Source organism: Gilliamella sp. B14384G12, from assembly GCF_016101825.1.
In the GTDB taxonomy this organism is placed as follows: domain Bacteria; phylum Pseudomonadota; class Gammaproteobacteria; order Enterobacterales; family Orbaceae; genus Gilliamella; species Gilliamella apicola_N.
The window spans coordinates 112,787-131,863 of the sequence record NZ_JACFPU010000002.1; the positions used below are offsets into that span (position 1 = coordinate 112,787).

General features: G+C 35.4%; 15 protein-coding genes and 1 CRISPR repeat array. Of the genes, 9 read left to right on the forward strand and 6 right to left on the reverse strand.

Features of this window, described 5'->3' with window-relative positions:
• Positions 1-6: 6 nt before the first annotated feature.
• The 4 genes from H3S73_RS03095 to H3S73_RS03110 all read right to left on the reverse strand — a co-directional run bounded on the left by H3S73_RS03095 (position 7) and on the right by H3S73_RS03110 (position 3,987).
• Positions 7-1,308, reverse strand: coding sequence for a Fe-S-containing protein (locus H3S73_RS03095; RefSeq protein WP_198248891.1), 1,302 nt, complete (start codon positions 1,306-1,308; stop codon positions 7-9).
• A 47-nt stretch (positions 1,309-1,355) separates the two neighbouring features.
• The gene (locus tag H3S73_RS03100; RefSeq protein ID WP_198235557.1) at positions 1,356-1,919 is read right to left on the reverse strand and encodes an iron transporter; all 564 of its coding nucleotides are present in this window, start codon (positions 1,917-1,919) and stop codon (positions 1,356-1,358) included.
• 214 nt (positions 1,920-2,133) lie between these two features.
• Entirely contained in the window at positions 2,134-3,333 is a 1,200-nt protein-coding gene (locus H3S73_RS03105; RefSeq protein WP_198235558.1) for an FTR1 family protein, read from the reverse strand.
• Positions 3,334-3,348: 15 nt separating this feature from the next.
• Positions 3,349-3,987, reverse strand: coding sequence for a nitroreductase family protein (locus tag H3S73_RS03110; protein WP_198235559.1), 639 nt, complete (start codon positions 3,985-3,987; stop codon positions 3,349-3,351).
• A gap of 642 nt (positions 3,988-4,629) precedes the next feature.
• A CRISPR array of direct repeats spans positions 4,630-4,842; the repeat unit is 29 nt; unit sequence ATGTTCCCTGTACACACAGGGATAAACCG.
• A 95-nt stretch (positions 4,843-4,937) separates the two neighbouring features.
• Here H3S73_RS03110 and H3S73_RS03115 point away from each other — a divergent pair.
• From H3S73_RS03115 to H3S73_RS03140, 6 genes are all read left to right on the forward strand, one after another.
• Complete coding sequence (locus H3S73_RS03115; RefSeq protein WP_198235560.1) at positions 4,938-5,405, forward strand: hypothetical protein; 468 nt, start codon at positions 4,938-4,940, stop codon at positions 5,403-5,405.
• A 66-nt stretch (positions 5,406-5,471) separates the two neighbouring features.
• Complete coding sequence (locus H3S73_RS03120) at positions 5,472-5,624, forward strand: hypothetical protein (protein WP_198235561.1); 153 nt, start codon at positions 5,472-5,474, stop codon at positions 5,622-5,624.
• 322 nt (positions 5,625-5,946) lie between these two features.
• Entirely contained in the window at positions 5,947-6,873 is a 927-nt protein-coding gene (locus tag H3S73_RS03125; protein WP_198235562.1) for a TIGR01212 family radical SAM protein, read from the forward strand.
• Positions 6,874-7,909: 1,036 nt separating this feature from the next.
• Positions 7,910-9,031 carry a glycosyltransferase family 4 protein gene (locus H3S73_RS03130; RefSeq protein WP_198235563.1) on the forward strand — a complete coding sequence of 374 codons (1,122 nt, stop codon included), beginning with the start codon at positions 7,910-7,912 and terminating at the stop codon, positions 9,029-9,031.
• On the forward strand, positions 9,024-9,827 hold the full coding sequence (gene rfaP, locus H3S73_RS03135) for a lipopolysaccharide core heptose(I) kinase RfaP (protein WP_144091850.1): 804 nt from the start codon (positions 9,024-9,026) through the stop codon (positions 9,825-9,827). The genes H3S73_RS03130 and rfaP overlap by 8 nt, the downstream gene beginning before the upstream one ends.
• Positions 9,828-9,841: 14 nt before the next feature.
• The gene (locus H3S73_RS03140; protein ID WP_198235564.1) at positions 9,842-11,470 is read left to right on the forward strand and encodes a DUF2813 domain-containing protein; all 1,629 of its coding nucleotides are present in this window, start codon (positions 9,842-9,844) and stop codon (positions 11,468-11,470) included.
• 166 nt (positions 11,471-11,636) lie between these two features.
• Here H3S73_RS03140 and ettA read toward each other — a convergent pair whose 3' ends face one another.
• Both ettA and nfsB read right to left on the reverse strand, forming a co-directional pair.
• A complete protein-coding gene (gene ettA, locus H3S73_RS03145) occupies positions 11,637-13,304 on the reverse strand; it encodes an energy-dependent translational throttle protein EttA (RefSeq protein ID WP_065737642.1) in 1,668 nt (555 codons plus the stop codon).
• A gap of 259 nt (positions 13,305-13,563) precedes the next feature.
• Positions 13,564-14,208 carry an oxygen-insensitive NAD(P)H nitroreductase gene (gene nfsB / locus H3S73_RS03150; protein ID WP_198235565.1) on the reverse strand — a complete coding sequence of 215 codons (645 nt, stop codon included), beginning with the start codon at positions 14,206-14,208 and terminating at the stop codon, positions 13,564-13,566.
• A 607-nt stretch (positions 14,209-14,815) separates the two neighbouring features.
• Here nfsB and leuA point away from each other — a divergent pair.
• From leuA to leuC, 3 genes are all read left to right on the forward strand, one after another.
• The gene (gene leuA, locus H3S73_RS03155) at positions 14,816-16,363 is read left to right on the forward strand and encodes a 2-isopropylmalate synthase (RefSeq protein ID WP_065737644.1); all 1,548 of its coding nucleotides are present in this window, start codon (positions 14,816-14,818) and stop codon (positions 16,361-16,363) included.
• 63 nt (positions 16,364-16,426) lie between these two features.
• A complete protein-coding gene (leuB, locus tag H3S73_RS03160; protein WP_065737645.1) occupies positions 16,427-17,506 on the forward strand; it encodes a 3-isopropylmalate dehydrogenase in 1,080 nt (359 codons plus the stop codon).
• A gap of 159 nt (positions 17,507-17,665) precedes the next feature.
• Complete coding sequence (gene leuC, locus H3S73_RS03165) at positions 17,666-19,066, forward strand: 3-isopropylmalate dehydratase large subunit (protein ID WP_198235566.1); 1,401 nt, start codon at positions 17,666-17,668, stop codon at positions 19,064-19,066.
• Positions 19,067-19,077 lie beyond the last annotated feature (11 nt).

Sequence of the window (19,077 nt, forward strand, 5' to 3'; positions counted from 1 at the left end):
TACTCTTTATTTAAAACGACCTTTTTCAGCTTCAAGATGCGCAGGACGAATCACCATATTTCCGTCAATAATTTCATATTTAAGTGGTACTGGATTACAACCCCCAGCAAAACCAATGGTGGCAATGTTCATTACTACATCACACAAAATACAGACGACTTGATTACCACGTTGGTAATACCCACTTGCACCACAAATATCACAAGCATCAAAGCCTACACCATAGGCATTTTCGCTTTTTTTAATCACAATAAAACGAACTAAAGTACCATCGGTTGCTTGGTAGCCATAACGATGCAAATTACCATCATTGATATTATCAAGAGGGATAACAATTAGATTGTTTGCGTTGGCTGAAATCGGTTCGGCTGGCGTAAGTTCTACCCCTTTTTCAAAAATATAACGTGCTCGTGTCACTGTATAAGCCGTAATAGCAACGCCAGCCATCAAAAATAGTGAAGTTCTTCTGTCTCGAAGTAATTGCGATTTAAGTTTGCGGATTTGAGCAGGATTGCTACCCACTAACGAGGTTGTTTTTGATTTGATATAGAGCACTATCGTCAACAGCAGTAGGATTGCCATAAAAATAAATGTGAAAAAATTGACATGACCTAAAATAAAAATCACCAATTCCATCATCCATTTCTGCGAAGCAATAAACCGTCTAACGATTAAAATTTGCATGATATTAATACCATTTTGAATGGTAAAAATAATGATTGAAAGCGTTGTTACTATTGTAACTAGCCTATTGGATAACCTGCCACACAGTCGATAAGTGAATAAACCAATTAAGACACAAACCAATAGAGCAAATCCATACCCAACCCATTTAAACAAATATTCATTATTAAAAATGGACTCCATTCCGACAGCAAATTCGAATGGATAGAGCATTAAATTCGGTAAACATTGTGCCGTAATTAAACCACTAGCCAGCACAAATAACATTATAGATAAAACCTTAATCAAGGTTTTATGCCAAGATTTTTGCATCCAAATGCAAACTAATAAAGGTAACGCAATAATGACCCAAGGTATAATTACTCCAAGATCATAAAATTCACGCACCGCAAACCCTGTGTTACGTTTTAAAATGGCAAAAATTAATGCTGCAATAAATCCTAATAGAAAACCAAAGGAAATAATTTTTTTATGACAGAAGATATTTGATTTGGCAATTACTGCACTGAGTAGTGCAATCATGATTACAGAAATAAAAGTATTGTCGGTAATGTTGATAAGATATTGAAGCATAATCATTGCCTGGTTATTACAATATAGATCGGCGAGCTTAATACTCGCCATAAATCATCCTAATTTTAAAAAGCATTATACTGCTTTTTTACAACAAATTACCATGCGCGAGGGATATAATCGAAGTCCCAAGAAACTTCAATAGGTTTACTCCAGAAACGACCTTCAACCCCCGTCTCTTTATCTACATGTAATAAATAACCTTGTTTTTCTGGGTTTTCAATAATAAAGGTTACTTTATATTTACCTGCACCTTCAAGTTTGATGTTATTACCATAATGCGGGCCATCAGAGGCACTCATAGGCATAAAGTTACCTTCGGTAGTTCTATTACTGCCTTCTTTTTGAATTTTATATTTTACCGTTAAATAAGGAACAAAACTGCCCACACCATAACCTAATTTATTGCCTTCCGCAGCTGAAATATCAGCTTCAAGATGCATATCCGATTTTGATGCTGGTAAACCACCAACACCAACTGGCTCCATATCAACCGGTTGGAAATATACTGCGCCAATATGTAATGGACCAACTGTTACTTCGTCACCGATCGGAAACTCTTCAAAACCTTTTTGTTCGCCTGGGGCTGGTGCTGCTGCATGAGCAAATGAAGATAATGCAAGTATTGATGAAATACCGACAGCTATAACTAACTTTTTCATTGAAAACTCCTTTACAATTTAAATAGTGTTTTAACGATCTTATTGATCCGTTTTAAACTACTTTTGATTAACTACCTGTTATTACTCGTTGGTAACAGTACTATTGCTTTTTAGAACATCTTTTGCGTAGTCAAAATGTAGGTAACTAAAAATAGCCTGTTACTTTTCCACTTTTGCAATTCAATCATTAGGCCTTAACAAGGTGGATTTTAATTTATTGCGCTTTTTTATTATTTTCACCTTTTTTGTAGTACATCACAGACAGTACTACAACAAGAACCATAATTACTTGCGGTATCAATGTTTCGACGGTTGGGTAAATGCCTAAAATTTCAACCGAGTGTATAAAATCAACTGGTGTTACAGGAATAATATCCGCTTCTTGTAACTCTTTTACACCGCCACCAGCAAAAGCTATCGCCATCACATACATGAGCATGCTTGTGCAAATAAAGAATGGTTTAAGTGGTAATCTAACTGCACCAAAACGAATGACAAGAAAGATAAATGTTAAAATGATCGTTCCAACACCCAGACCATACCACACCATATCCATATGTTCTTTAGCATCAGCTAACATAGCTTGATAAAAGATAATGGTTTCAGCCCCTTCTCTAAATACAGCTAAGAATGCAGCAAACCCCAAAGCAAAACTGCTACCAGTAGTTACCGCGGTTTGTACTTTACCTTCCACATAACTCTTCCAAGCCTCGGCTTCAGCTTTTGAAACCATCCAGTTACTGACAAACAACAGGACAACAGTCGCCAATAACATCGCGCTACCTTCCATAATTTCTTGATTAGCACCACTTAAACCTACAATAGTATGCAAGGCAATAGCTGCAAGAATGCTTGCAAAAATGGCTACCATTGAGCTGATATATACTACTTTTAACATTGGTTTGTTATTGGTACGCACTAAATAGGCAGAAATGGCAGCAATCACCAATATGGCTTCTAAACCTTCACGGAAAATAATAATGAATGAAGCAAAAAAGACACTCAAACCACTCTCTTTTTTACCATCCAATTCGTTTGCATCTTCATGTAACATTTTTAAAATTACATCAATTTCAGCACGAACGGTTTTATTTGGCGCGCCATTGGTCATTAATCGCTTAATTTTAGCAAATTGATACTCGGTATCCGTTCCGCGCTTTCCTGAAATATAAGACATTACTGCACGTTCAACGCCATACTTTTCATAAAAACCGAAATAGGCATTATTGACTCGTGCTTTGGCTCGTTCGGCATCTTTCATGAAATAGATATCATAAGCATCATTTAAGATAACATCCATTTCATCAATAATTTCGTTCCAGCTTTTGTACTGTTTTTCATTAGCATAAGATGAGGGTGCAAAAGCAACCAAGCTAGCAATTAGCAATAAAGCTAACGTAAAAAACTTTTTCATAACGTCCTTTACCTTTTACTTTCCTAACAAAATTATACCTAACGGTATATCGTCTTTTGGCAATTGTAATTCTTGGCTTATTGCTTCTGACTTAATGGAATGGATATAACGAGTACTTAATTTTAAAGCAGCCGCTGCTAAATATACGTTTTGGCTCATAGCACCAACTGCGGTATAACTGAAGTTTGTGACTTCGTCTGGTTTAATATCTGTCAATGCGTTCGCATCTGACACAAAAATTAATGAATAAGCGGCACGTTTGGTAAAGCTTTGCTGACCAATATCACCTCGGATATCTTGCTTATTGATTTCTCGCAGATAATGACCATCCCACTCATATAAAAAAGTCCCCTTTTCACTTGCAACGTAAATGCGCACATAAGGAGCTTTGCCTTTCGCCATCGGAACTGTCCACCCTGTCTTACCACGGTTTAATCCACTAGCGGCCCAAAGTACTGTTGATAATTCATCATCCGTTACTTGCCCAGCAGGGAAACCACCACCTGGCGTTGATGCGCGTTTTTTTAGACTTTCAAACAGACTCATTCCATCTTTCGTTTGCGGTGTCGGTAAGGTAATATCGGCATAACAAAATGATAAAGAAAACAATGATAAAAATAGAACAGCAACGGTCTTCCGTAAACCCCAAGGCATAGCATACCTCTAACCTTTTGGTAATAATGTGGTGATATCTTATTGCTAATGATCACAATTATCAATACCAAATAATAATAATTATCATTTTTAAGCTAAATTAAAATTATTATAATAATCAATAAGGTTATCGTTAACGGTCGATGCGCTAACATCAACTTTATAGCATTAATTATGCCAATAATAAAAATACTCGTTAAATCAAAACAATTTGCTCAAAAAACAAACCAAAAAGTTGGTAAAATTTTAATGTACTTACTTTTAATTATAAAACAAAAAGTTATAATTAGAGTGTTCCCTGTATATACAGGGATAAATCTAACTCGAGAAAAATACATTTATTCACTCCCTTGTGTTCCCTGTATGCACAGGGATAAATCGGCGGGCGTTAATATTACATAGCATTTTTTGCTATTCAAAAATCGCAATTCTATATTTTATTGTTAACCATTTTTTAACTGCATGAAAAATATAAATTTATCGGTAGAATCCCGTAGAACCTAATTTTAATTTCCATTAGTTTTAATTAATCAAATAAAAACATAGTGTTATATATTCTGATTTTAATGAAAAATATCCCAAAAAATCGGTAGAAATTTGACGGTCAATATTTTAATTATAAAACAGTATGTTATAATTGGTATGTTCCCTGTACACACAGGGATAAACCGGCAACATTTGTTTTTTTAAAAACTTTGATATCATGTTCCCTGTACACACAGGGATAAACCGCGTTTAATGTACATTGAAAACACACGCGCCTGCATGTTCCCTGTACACACAGGGATAAACCGTGTTCATAAACACCGTACCCGATACCGGTTATATGTTCCCTGTATACACAGGGATAAAATAAAAATATTACAAATCGCCCTAGTGGCGGTTTTTCATTGCCAAAATCCTTTAAATAACATACCATTGCAAAAAAATATAAAGATCAAGGAGATGGTGTGAAAAAAATAATTTTAGTAGGCTTGATTGGGTTGATTTCATCGGGCTGTGGTGAAAAGAAAGTCACTGAGGAGATGCTTGCAGGAGATTGGGAGTGTACAAATACCGAGCAAACGGCAAGATGGGAAAATGGAACTTTTCAAGATTTTGGAAAGGTCATAAGTGAAAAAGTCCTAATTACATATAAAAACTATGATGGAGTGTTGATGAAAGGGAGTGGTGATGACATTGCCAAGGGTATCTGGGGTTCAGTATCGTCAACTGTTGCTATGCAAGATGAAAAAATTTTAAGCATATCAGAGTCTTTTAGACAATATATATCTAATAAGTTTGAATATATTTCAGATAAAGAATATAAATACACTCAGTTTATTGAGAATGTTTTTAAAGGTTATTCAGAGGAAGTGCAAGTAGAACATAATTTAAGGCAAAAGCATGAAGAAAACTGTATTAAAGTAGTACATTAAATTTAATAGCAAAACTAAATTGAATAGAACCTGCTTCGGCAGGTTTTTTTATGTCTGGAGAAAACAGTGGCAGAAGCAATCACATCACTCACGCTTGAAATCAATACCCAAAGTGTTGACGAGGCTAGTAAAAAATTAGATGCATTCAGTAAAAAAGCTGAAGAAGCGGTGGTGGCTACTGATGAATTAACAGCAGCAAAAAAACGCTCAAAAAAATGACGGATGAAGAAATTCGAGACTTTGAACATGTTTATCAGAACATGTTCCCTGTACACACAGGGATTTTTCTTTTATGCAAGATTTTGCTAATTTTTGTTAAAAAGTTTCAGGTTATGCCTACGTTTCAGTATAAAAATATAAAAAATTAATCTAGTTAACTGATCAATTATTTGATGGATAGCAATACGTTATCAAGAGACATAATAACTAATGTATTAAAACCATACTTCAACAAAGTGAACAGTTGAAGTAACGTTTTGTTAGTTCTTGATGTTCATTGGTTATCTTCGTACAATAAAAAAAATTTTTATTTTGGTTTGTTATGCAATTACATTTAGTGGTTAATACGTTTGGATCCGATTTGCAGCGTCGTTATGGAGAAAAGATCTATAAATTAACGTTACATGGTGGATTTAGTTGTCCAAATCGTGATGGTACTCTTGGTGTTGGCGGTTGCACTTTTTGTAATGTTGCGTCAATTATCGATGAATCTATCCAAGTCAAATCTATTTCTGACCAGCTTGCAACCCAAGCGCATCAAATGAAAAAATCAAAGCGTTATCTTGCCTACTTTCAAGCTTATACCAGCACTTATGCCGAAGTTGAAATTCTTAAAAAGATGTATCAAGAAGCGCTCAACAGTGCTGATATTGTCGGGCTTTGTGTTGGTACTCGCCCAGATTGTGTACCTAAAGAAGCATTAGATTTACTTGCTCATTATCAAGATGAAGGTTACGAAGTTTGGTTAGAACTTGGTTTGCAAACTGCTAATGATAAAACGTTACATCATATTAATCGTGGGCATACATTTGACGATTATAACCAAACGGTACAAAAAGCCCGTAAACTTGGTATAAAAGTATGTACCCATTTAATTATTGGTTTACCAAATGAGAACAAGCAAGATAGTTTAATTACGCTTGATCGCGTGTTAACCAGTGGTGTTGATGGGCTAAAACTACATCCTTTGCATATTGTTGAAGGCAGTATTATGGCAAAAGCATGGCGAGCGGGTCGCTTAACGGTATTGTCATTAGAGGAGTATGTGGATATTGCTGGTGATATTATTCGACAAACTCCCGCTAATATTTTATATCATCGAATTTCAGCCAATGCCAGAAAACCAACTTTACTCGCCCCTGATTGGTGCGAAAATCATTGGCAATCCATGAATGCTGTCGATAACAACTTACGCCAATTTGGTGTTCAAGGTAGTGCGATTGGTGATACTTACCAATTTAAACGATAAAGAAATAACATTGATATAGTTAAATAAGCGATAATTAATTTATTAATGAATATTTTGACATTAATTAGCAACCAAATGTCGATGTAAACTATTAAGATACAATGAATTGATGTACATATGGGTTTACTTCGCGTAAGCTGTCAAAAAATTTGAAGTTAATATTGATGCAATTGCTGAATTATAAAATCAAGTTTATACACACCAGTTTATGAAAGTAATAAAAACAGATAATAAAGTTAGTGAATTTGAGGTGTTTGGTTTATTTAAAAAGCAAAATAAAAAGGTTATCTCCTGCCCACAATTAACACGTCAATTACATGATAACAAAAAATAAAATACTTACCTTTTGTTTAATCCTACTTATTAGTTCATGGTATGAGCATAAAAAATGCTGATATTGGACATTTCTATTTCAGAAAAAAATCAAACATCAAAAAATATAATTTCCTAAAGTAAAAAATAATCCACTATCAGCAAGACCGACTTATAAAACAAGTCCAACTGTAAAATTTAATTTATTACTATTAGGAATTGTTTTATTGAAAACTACTTTAATATTTTTATCAAAAAATTGATTCAAATCTGTTTTATTAATATATTGAATTAAGCGATGATTTAATTCGTGATTCATTTTATTCAATGTTTAGTTCAAAAACCGTGCAGATGCGATGGTTATTCCCTAATCATTGTATAATTAAATTTTATCCAAGTGAGTAATAAGGATTGCTTAAATTTATAAACAACATTTACTACCGAATCCATTTCAACATATTAATAATTTTTAATTTATTGTGATAAACATTCATATTTCACTAATAAGTTGAACATAGTATCACATTCATTTTTTAAGTAAATTTAATTATCTATATCGATTATCGATTAAATATAAAACCATAAAGTGATAACTTAAGGCATTTTTAGATTTTTACATACTATTTATACGAATTTAGTGAAAAATATTAATTGAATCAGCGTATTTTTGTACCTTTATTAACAACAAGTATATAATGACGTTTTATCATTTGAGATAATCTGCATGCAACTGGCTTTTTGTATTTATAAATTTTTCCCTTTTGGTGGTTTGCAACGTGATTTTTTGCAAGTTGCTACTGCTTGCCAAGCTCGTGGGCATCAAATTCGTGTTTATGTATTAGACTGGCAAGGAGATAAACCGGCGGGATTTGATATTATTATTGTTCCTAAAAAAGGGTTAACTAACCATAGTCGTAATCAAGCTTATTACCATTGGGTACAAGCGCATTTACAAGCCAATCCAGCTGATTGTGTTGTAGGATTTAACAAAATGCCGGGATTAGATGTCTATTTTGCAGGTGATACTTGTTTTGCTGAAAAAGCAGCACACAAGGGCTTTTTTTATAAACACTCTAAACGTTGCAAACACTATTTAGCCTTTGAACAAGCCGTTTTTGACCAAAGTTCAAAAACTAAAATCATGGTGTTGACTAAACAACAAACTCAAGATTTTAAAAATTATTATCATACTCAAAATGAACGATTCTTTTTATTACCACCGGGAATTGCGTTAGATCGTAAATACAGTGTTTGCTCCCCAATAAAGCGTGAACAATTTCGACAAAAAAATCAAATTAATCAAGATGATTTTGTGATAGTTCAAATTGGCTCAGATTTTAAACGTAAAGGGGTGGATCGGTCATTGAAAGCCATTGCAGCTTTACCTAATGAATCAAAACAAAAAGTCATCTATTTGGTTGTTGGGCAAGATAAACCTGAACCCTATCAAAAATTGGCTGAGGAATTAAATATTACAAAACAAGTACGATTTTTTTTGGGTCGTGATGATATTCCTGATTTTTTATTTTCAGCCGATCTATTACTTCATCCAGCCAGACAAGAAGCCGCTGGTATGGTACTGATTGAAGCATTAGCGGCGGGCGTACCTATTATTGTATCAGGAATTTCTGGATATGCTTATCATATTAACCAAGCGAATGCGGGCATTGTGTTAAGTGAACCTTATCATCAAAGTGCTTTAGATCAAGCATTGGCAAATTTAATTAACGATAAAGAGCAATGGCTAAGTTGGCATAAAAATGCCATTGCCTATGGTGATAGTGAAGATTTATATCATTTAGCGCAGCGTGCAGCAGACATTATTTTAGGATGTCATCATGAATGAAATTATACTTAAATCACCTTTTGAGCAGTTATGGCAACAAAAAGATCCGTTTACTGAAGTTGAATTAATTTCAGGTAAAGTCTATCGCGCAGTCAAACAGCGTAAAACGTTAAACTTTCAATTAGAAGATGAATCATATTTTATTAAAATTCACCGCGGCACCACCGTTAAAGAGATTGTAAAGAATCTAATTTCATTGCGTTTACCTGTTTTAGATGCCAAACAAGAGTGGGATGCGATTCATCGTTTAGAGCAAGCTGGCGTAAATACTATGGATGGGCGCGCATTTGGACGAAAGGGATTAAATCCACTGACACGTCACTCGTTTATTATTACCAAAGATCTTAACCCTACCATAAGTTTAGAAGATTTTACTAAGCCATGGCCAAACCAACCTCCTAGTTATCATTTAAAGCGTTCATTGATTATTTATTTAGCCAATATGACCGCTAAAATGCATGCAGCTGGAGTAAATCATCGTGACTGCTATTTGTGTCATTTTTTGCTTGATATACCGTTATTTGAAAATCATCAGCAAATTAAATTATCAGTAATCGATTTACACCGAGCCCAAATTCGCGATAAAGTACCTACTCGTTGGCGTGATAAAGATCTAATTGGACTTTATTTTTCATCAACTAAAATTGGCTTAACAAATCGGGATATTTGGCGATTTTTGAAAGTTTATTTTAATAAACCCATTAAAACAATTTTACGTGATGAGCATAAATTAATCACCAGCGCACAACAAAAAGCAGAACGAATTAGTAAACGGACACAGAAGTATCAACTTTAACATAAGGAAATACTATGTTTATTGAGCAAATTGATATTACAGGATTTCGGGGTATTAGCCAATTATCTTTGAAATTTAACGCAAGTTCCAGCGTACTAATTGGCGAGAACCGTTGGGGACGCTCAAGTTTAATTAGTGCGTTGACATTGTTATCCCTCAACAATAAGTTTTATCAATTTGTTGATACTGACTTTTATCATGACCAAAATCATGTTTATGGAGATCACATTAGCATCAAAATTACTTATTGTGAATCTTCCTTAAACGAGCTAGATAAGCAAGCTTATCACTCACTCATACCGGTTAGCTTTAATTCAGAACAAGATAAGTTGCGCCGTATTACTTACCATATTAGCGCCGATAAACAAGGTGATAATATTATTAGTGAGCATGTGTTGGTTGATGCAAATGGTGAGCCTTTTAATGTTGAAAATCATAAATTGTTGATCGCACATTTAATTGAACTCAACCCAATTATGGCGTTAAAAAATACAATTAATAGTTATGATTTACCCATTACCAATCAACCCTTGTCGCAATATTTTGTTGAGCAACTGTCAAATCAGTTAAAGACACATTCTTCACAATTAAGCCAAAATGAATTACAACGCGGTTTGCAAGCTGCTCGTGCACTTTTAGAATATTACTTTGTGGATCAGCAGCATCGCTATCATTATAAACAAGTGGCCAAAAAAACCAGCCCACGCAGTGAAGATTGGGATTCACTTGAACGCATTAATAATATTTTAGATGATTTAGATGATGATTACTTACGTGCCACCTTGTTAGGAGTATTTGGGTCGCTTATTAATGCTAAAGGTAATACTGCACTTTCACAAAGTTCAGTACCCATTTTAATTTTAGAAGAGCCTGAAAGCCAAATCCACCCTATCATCTTATCGGTTGGATTTCGGTTACTCAAACATCTACCAACGCAAAAAATTATCACCTCTAATTCAAGTGATTTAGTATCACTCTTTCCATTAGATACCATTTATCGCTTGATTCGTCTACCGGATAAAATCATTGCAAAATACATTACGCCACGTTCTTTTGGAACTGATGATAGTCGTCGAATTTTGTTTCATATTTTCTATCGACGTGCCAGCGCCATATTTGCCCGTTGTTGGTTATTAGTGGAAGGCGAAACCGAAGTTTGGTTACTGCGAGAGCTCGCTGAACAGAGTGGTTATCATTTAAGTTCGGAAGGCGTACAGTTAATTGAATTTGCTCAATGCGGTTTAAAACCGTTGATAAAATACGCTAATCGAATGGGCATTCATTGGTATGTAATAACTGATGGAGATATGGCAGGTAAAAAATATGCTGATACAGTAAAATCACTATGTCCTGAAGGCAAAAATCCAAGTGATTATTTAACCGTATTACCTGCGCGCGATATTGAAAACTTCTTGTTTAAACATGGTTTTAGTGATGTTTATAAATTGGCAGCGTATAATACTGTGCAACATATTGATATGCCTGTACCTAAAATTATTCAAAAAGCGATTCATCGCAGTTCTAAACCCGATTTAGCTATTGCTGTTTGTGATGCTGCAAAATCCCGTGGCGTAAGTGCTATACCACATTTGTTAACTGATACATTTGCTAAAATTGTTAAAGCATCCAAAAATTTTGCTTAAACACTTGTTGCATCCGTATTGTTAAAAAGATTTGTTAATTAATGGGATGGATAGAATGATTATTTTAAATATCAGTTGTAGATATAGCGATTGTGTCTAATTATTTCTTGTTTATTAGTATTCCGCCGAATCATTATCGGCGGATAAGCTTAATTGACAATATCAACTATTTCGTAATACGTTTGTATTTAGCACGTTTTGGTTCGACAGCTTCTGCACCTAAAGTACGTTTTTTCCACTCTTCATATTCAGTAAAGTTACCTTCAAAGAACTCAACATGCCCTTCGTCTTGGTAATCCAAAATATGCGTTGCAATACGGTCAAGGAACCAGCGGTCATGCGAAATCACTAAGGCACAGCCCGGAAATTCTAATAACGCATTTTCAAGCGCACGTAATGTTTCAACATCTAGGTCATTGGTCGGTTCATCGAGCAATAACACATTACCACCAACTTGTAATAATTTGGCTAAATGTACTCGTCCACGTTCACCACCGGAAAGTTCTCCAACACGTTTTTGCTGATCAACGCCTTTAAAATTAAAGCGACCAACATAAGCACGGCTTGGTATTTCGAAATTACCGATACGCATAATATCTTGTCCGTTGGATATTTCATCCCAAACGGTTTTTTTATCATCCATACTATCGCGGAACTGATCAACCGACGCTAATTGTACTGTATCACCTAAGGTAATAGTACCTGAATCTGGCTGCTCTTTACCTGACAACATTCTAAATAGCGTTGATTTACCGGCACCATTTGGACCAATGATCCCCACAATTGCCCCTTTTGGAATAGTGAATGAAAGATTATCAATCAGTACGCGATCACCATAAGATTTACTTAAATTGCTTACTTCGATAACTTTGTCACCTAAACGTTGCCCAGGTGGAATAAAGAGTTCGTTTGTTTCGTTACGTTTTTGGTAATCGTTGCTGTTTAACTCTTCAAATCTAGCTAAACGGGCTTTACTCTTCGCTTGGCGACCTTTTGGATTTTGTCTTACCCATTCAAGCTCTTTTTCAATCGATTTACGACGTGCTGATTCGGTTGCCGCTTCTTGCGCTAAGCGCTGATCTTTTTGTTCAAGCCAAGATGAATAGTTACCTTCCCATGGAATACCCTCACCACGGTCAAGCTCTAAAATCCATCCCGCAACATTATCTAAGAAGTAACGGTCATGAGTTACAGCAACAACGGTTCCTTCATAATCATGTAGAAAACGTTCAAGCCAAGCTACAGATTCAGCATCCAGATGGTTAGTTGGTTCATCAATTAATAACATGTCTGGTTTTTCAAGCAATAACTGACAGATAGCAACACGACGACGCTCACCACCTGATAAATTTTCAATTTTCGCATCCCAATCAGGTAAACGTAAAGCATCGGCGGCACGCTCTAATTGGTTATCTAAATTGTGGGCATCTTGCGATTGAATAATTGCTTCAAGCTCTGCTTGTTCTTTGGCTAATTTATCAAAATCGGCATCAGGATCAGCATAAGCGGCATAAACTTCATCTAGTCGAGCGAGTGCTTTTTTTGCATCACCAACAGCCTGTTCAATCGCCTCGCGTACAGTTTGCTTAGGATCGAGCTTAGGTTCTTGAGGTAAATAACCGATTTTAATATCGGGTTGTGGGCGAGCTTCGCCTTCAATCTCAGTATCCACACCCGCCATAATGCGTAATAGTGTAGATTTACCTGCACCATTTAAACCGAGTACCCCAATTTTGGCACCCGGAAAGAAACTTAAAGAGATATCTTTTAAAATATAGCGTTTAGGGGGAACAATCTTCCCTACGCGATTCATGGTATAGACATATTGTGCCATAAAACATCATCCGTTTAATTAATTAAAACTAGCAACCTATTGTATTGCTAAATGATTGATGGCGTATATTGTAATGATTCTATCTGTATGGTCTAGGGTTATTTTTTTATAATGACAAATTTATACCAGAACAACAACAAATGACTGAAGATATCTTCTTAAAATCTGACAATTATTTTCAATAAATAGTACCGGTCTTTTTAAATTATCCCACCCATTATTGGACGGGATAATCATAAATATTACTTTATTTTAATATTTATAAAAAAGTAAAAATCTGTTCTTTTGGTAGACGTGATTTAGGACGATGCGCATTACCATCATTTTCAGATCGATAACCTAGAGTCGCAATCACTAAACTTTTTAATCCTTTTGCTTTTAAATCTAAAATCTCATCCATTTTTTCAGAATCAAATCCTTCAACGGCTGTTGAATCAATACCAATAGCAGCTGCTGCAAAAAGCAATTGCCCTAAAGCGAGATAGGCTTGTTTACCCTCCCAACATTGCAGAGATTGAGGTGTTGAGCTATTTAAATTAACAAAATAACGTCTACCTTGATCCTGAGCATCCTTTAATTCTGCGGTTGGTATACGCCCATCTTTTTCTTCTTGATTTAATAAATTAACCAAATGTGCTTCATCTAATGGCGTTTTAATACAAAAAATAATAGTGTGCGATGAGTCTGTGACCCGAGGTTGGTTAAACTCAGCAATTGCCGGTAAAATTTTATTTTTAACGGTATCATTATCAATCACAAAAAAATGCCATGGCTGAGAATTGACTGATGATGGACTGTTTCGTAAAACTGTTAATAATTGTTCAAGTTTCTCTTTAGGGATTTTTTTAGTCTTATCATAATGTTTGGTTGTGTAACGATTTTGGGAAATCTCGACAATATTCATATCATAACTCCATCTTAATGATTGTTAATGAAAGGTAACTTAAAGATTTTTAAAATTAGATTAATTAGATACGCTTGTCAAATTTATGAATTGGATAACAATTAAAATAACTAAAGTAATGAGTATATTTTTAATAAACATTGATTAATATTGTGCACACATTTTGTTCAATTATAATGTAATTGTTGCTTAAATGATATCTCTGTATAGGGTGACATAAAAAATCCATTAAACAGGTAAACTAGCATGGCTAATAATAATGAACAATTGTTATTAACGCATACAAAATTTTTACCCAATAATTAGTACGTTAAAAGTAATACTCTATAAATATTAATCTTGACATTTAAACTATTATTTGATAAAAATGATGTTAATATTTTGACCAATTTAAATTAACTAGTTTGAGAGTTTTAATGATTAAAACAAATTACCTTTTGCTCACTCTCCTCCTCGCATCTTATTGCGCGGATACCTTGTGTGTGGAGTAAAGATAATTTATTAAATAACTCGACTAATTAACAAGAACCCGCGCTAAAGTGCGGGTTTTTTTGTTTTCTTAACTTGAAATATCGCAATAGCGCTAGAATATACAAAGGATAAAACAATGAGCGATCAAGTCATTATTTTTGATACAACATTACGCGATGGCGAACAAGCGTTACAGGCCAGTTTAAGTGTTAAAGAAAAATTACAAATAGCGCTTGCGTTAGAAAGAATGCATGTTGATATTATGGAAGTTGGTTTTCCTATTTCATCTCCTGGTGATTTTGAATCGGTGCAAACTATCGCAAAAACAATAAAAGATAGTCGTGTTTGTGCACTATCTCGTTGTATTGACAAAGATATTGATGTTGCAGCAGAAGCCTTAAAAGTTGCTGATCAATTTCGAATTCATACTTTTATGGCTACTTCAACCTTACATGTGCAAGACAAATTAAAAATGACATTTGAAGATGTCATTGATAGGGCTGTGCACTGTATTAAACGTGCACGTAATTATACTAATGATGTGGAGTTTTCTTGTGAAGATGCAGGCCGTACCCCAATTGATAACTTATGTCGGATTGTTGAAGCAGCAATTCAAGCAGGGGCAACAACGATCAATATTCCGGATACTGTCGGTTATACTGTCCCTTATCAATTTGGTGGCATTATTCGTACCTTATTTGAACGTGTCCCGAACATTGATAAAGCGATTATCTCTGTTCATTGTCATGATGACTTGGGCATGTCGGTGGCTAACTCGATTAGCGCGATTCAAGAAGGCGCTAGGCAGATTGAAGGCGCGATGAATGGTTTAGGTGAACGAGCGGGCAATACAGCCTTAGAAGAAGTGATTATGGCGATTAAAGTTCGTCAAAATATTTTAAATGTTCACACTAATATCAATCATCAAGAAATATATCGTACCAGCCAAATCGTAAGCCAAATTACTAATACACCAATACCGTCTAATAAGGCGGTTATTGGTAGTAATGCCTTTGCACACTCATCAGGAATTCATCAAGATGGGGTATTAAAAAACCGCGAAACTTATGAAATCATGACGCCTGAATCAATTGGATTAAACCAAATTCAATTGAATCTAACTTCACGCTCAGGAAGAGCCGCTGTGAAACACCGTTTAGAAGAACTTGGTTATCATGATAAAGACTATAACTTAAATCAAGTCTATGAAGCATTTCTAGAACTTGCCGATAAAAAAGGACAAGTCTTTGACTACGACCTTGAAGCACTTATCTTTATTAATCAACTAAAAGATGACAAAGAGCATTATGTTTTGGATTATTTTAATGTCCAATCTGGCTCAACAGTTGTCTCAACAGCTTCGGTTAGCTTAATCGTTGGGGATAAAAAATTTTCCGATGCAGCAACGGGTAATGGTCCTGTTGATGCGGTATATCAAGCAATAAATCGAATTACTAATGAGCCTATAGCAATTGTTAAATATCAACTCGCTTCCAAAGGGCAAGGCGAAAATGCTTTAGGTCAAGTTGATATTGTTGCAGAATATAAAGGGCGCAATTTCCATGGTGTAGGATTAGCTACCGATATTGTTCACGCATCGGCATTAGCATTAATTAATGTTTTAAATAATGTTTATCGAGCAAATCAAGTAGCACAAGAAAAACAAAAATTACATCTTGTTTAATATTATTTTGTGATTTAAGAAGCAAAGTTAATCAATTCATTAAATTGTTAAGGAATAAGAAAAATGACACAAAGTTACCATATTGCAGTACTACCCGGCGACGGTATTGGCCCAGAAGTAATGAAACAAGCCTATAAAGTACTTGAAGTCATCCGTAAAAAATATAATTTAGCTATAACAACCAGTGAATATGATGTTGGTGGCGCTGCAATTGATATTCATGGTTGCCCATTACCCAAAGATACGTTAGAAGGCTGTGAAAAAGCCGATGCAATTTTATTCGGTTCAGTAGGTGGGCCTAAATGGACTAATTTACCGCCAGATCAACAACCAGAACGTGGTGCTTTATTGCCATTACGTAAACACTTTAAATTATTTGCTAATATGCGCCCTGCCCGTTTATACCAAGGTTTAGAGGATCTTTGTCCATTACGAGCGGATATTGCAGAACGCGGATTTGATATTTTGTGTATGCGTGAATTAACAGGCGGCATCTATTTTGGTTTACCTAAAGGACGTGAAGGCAGTGGTGCTCAAGAAAAAGCTTATGATACCGAAGTATATCACCGCTTTGAAATTGAGCGGATTGCTAAAATGGGCTTTGAAGCTGCGCGTTTACGTCGTAAAAAAGTGACTTCTGTTGATAAAGCTAATGTACTACAAACCTCAATTTTATGGCGTGAAGTTGTGACAGAAGTTGCAAAAAATTATCCTGATGTTGCTCTTGAACACATGTATATTGACAACGCCACCATGCAATTAGTAAAAGATCCTTCACAATTTGATGTAATTTTGTGTTCTAATTTATTTGGTGATATTTTATCGGATGAATGCGCAATGATTACTGGTTCTATGGGAATGTTACCATCTGCAAGTCTTAATGAGCAAGGTTTTGGATTATACGAACCTGCTGGTGGTAGTGCACCAGATATTGCTGGTAAAAATATAGCTAATCCTGCTGCACAAATTTTGTCATTAGCGTTGTTAGTTCGTTACAGTTTAAAACGCGATGATATTGCTACAGCGATTGAAACGGCCGTTAATCAAGCATTAGAAAAAGGCTATCGTACAATTGATCTTGCCCAAAAACAGCAATCGATTTCAACCGATGAAATGGGTGATATTATTTGTAAACTTATTTAATAGTTTTTTATCAATCCAATTAAGGGATATTTGAGTATTGGTGTCTTGTCACTCTTTGATATCCCTTTTCAGGTTTTAATGATTATTTAACTGTTAGAGAATGATATATGTTAGTTAATTTTTTAGTACCCGTTATAAGAAATAACAAGGAAAACAGCAATGTCAAAAACACTGTATCAAAAATTGTATGATGCACATGTCGTTTACGAAGCGCCTAATGAGACGCCTATCTTATATATCGATCGTCATTTAGTTCATGAAGTTACCTCCCCGCAAGCATTTGATGGTTTACGAGCCATGAATCGTAAAGTACGTCAACCTAATAAAACTTTTGCAACAATGGATCATAATACTTCAACTAAAAGTAATGATCTTAGCGCTTGTAGTGAAATGGCTCGAATTCAATTAACCGAACTGGATAAAAATGCCAAAGAATTTGGGATTTCATTATATGGTTTACAAAGTCCATTACGCGGTATTGTTCATGTGGTAGGACCAGAACAAGGAATGACTTTACCAGGAATGACCATTGTATGTGGTGATTCCCATACAGCTACACACGGGGCTTTTGGGGCATTAGCATTTGGTATTGGTACTTCGGAAGTTGAACATGTGTTAGCAACCCAAACGCTAAAACAAGGTCGAGCCAAGACCATGAAAATTGAAGTTAAAGGGCATGTTGCCGATGGTATTACCGCAAAAGATATTATTTTAGCAATTATTGGTAAAACTACGAGTGCTGGTGGTACTGGATATGTGGTTGAGTTTTGTGGTGAAGCAATAAAAGCCTTATCTATGGAAGGCCGTATGACATTATGTAATATGGCAATTGAAATGGGTGCGAAAGCGGGCATTATCGCACCCGATGAAGTTACCTTTGAATATTTGAAAGGTCGTCAATTTTCGCCAAAAGGTGAAGATTTTGACAAAGCAGTTGCTTATTGGAAAACATTAAAAACAGATGAAGGTGCCCATTTTGATACCATCGTAACGTTAGAAGGTAAAGATATTGCGCCACAAGTAACATGGGGTACTAATCCTGGTCAGGTCACTTCGATTGATGCTCAAGTGCCAAACCCTAATGATTTTACTGATCCTATCGAGAAACATTCAGCAGAACGAGCTTTAGCTTACATGGGATTAACAGCTGGAACTAAAATGTCGGACATAAAAATTAATAAAGTCTTCATCGGTTCATGCACTAATTCACGTATTGAAGATTTACGTGCTGCGGCTCAAATTGCTAAAGGTCGTAAAGTTGCCGATGGAGTGCAAGCATTGGTCGTTCCTGGATCAGGGCCAGTTCGAGAGCAAGCAGAAGCTGAAGGGTTAGATAAAATTTTTATTGAAGCTGGTTTTGAATGGCGTTTACCGGGCTGTTCAATGTGTTTAGCGATGAATGATGATAAGTTAGCACCAGGCGACCGCTGTGCATCAACCAGTAACCGTAATTTTGAAGGTCGTCAAGGTCGTGATGCCCGTACGCATTTAGTCAGTCCTGCTATGGCAGCAGCGGCAGCTATTACTGGTCATTTTACTGATATTCGCAAATCATTTTAAGGAGGCTTGTC

Coding starts and splice junctions, on each gene's coding strand:
- H3S73_RS03100 (WP_198235557.1), bottom strand. CDS start 1,919: ATGAAAAAGTTAGTTATAGCTGTCGGTATTTCATCAATACTTGCATTA.
- nfsB (WP_198235565.1), bottom strand. CDS start 14,208: ATGAATATTGTCGAGATTTCCCAAAATCGTTACACAACCAAACATTAT.
- rfaP (WP_144091850.1), top strand. CDS start 9,024: ATGAATGAAATTATACTTAAATCACCTTTTGAGCAGTTATGGCAACAA.
- leuC (WP_198235566.1), top strand. CDS start 17,666: ATGTCAAAAACACTGTATCAAAAATTGTATGATGCACATGTCGTTTAC.
- H3S73_RS03110 (WP_198235559.1), bottom strand. CDS start 3,987: ATGCCTTGGGGTTTACGGAAGACCGTTGCTGTTCTATTTTTATCATTG.
- H3S73_RS03105 (WP_198235558.1), bottom strand. CDS start 3,333: ATGAAAAAGTTTTTTACGTTAGCTTTATTGCTAATTGCTAGCTTGGTT.
- leuB (WP_065737645.1), top strand. CDS start 16,427: ATGACACAAAGTTACCATATTGCAGTACTACCCGGCGACGGTATTGGC.
- leuA (WP_065737644.1), top strand. CDS start 14,816: ATGAGCGATCAAGTCATTATTTTTGATACAACATTACGCGATGGCGAA.
- H3S73_RS03095 (WP_198248891.1), bottom strand. CDS start 1,308: ATGGCGAGTATTAAGCTCGCCGATCTATATTGTAATAACCAGGCAATG.
- H3S73_RS03125 (WP_198235562.1), top strand. CDS start 5,947: ATGCAATTACATTTAGTGGTTAATACGTTTGGATCCGATTTGCAGCGT.
- ettA (WP_065737642.1), bottom strand. CDS start 13,304: ATGGCACAATATGTCTATACCATGAATCGCGTAGGGAAGATTGTTCCC.
- H3S73_RS03140 (WP_198235564.1), top strand. CDS start 9,842: ATGTTTATTGAGCAAATTGATATTACAGGATTTCGGGGTATTAGCCAA.
- H3S73_RS03130 (WP_198235563.1), top strand. CDS start 7,910: ATGCAACTGGCTTTTTGTATTTATAAATTTTTCCCTTTTGGTGGTTTG.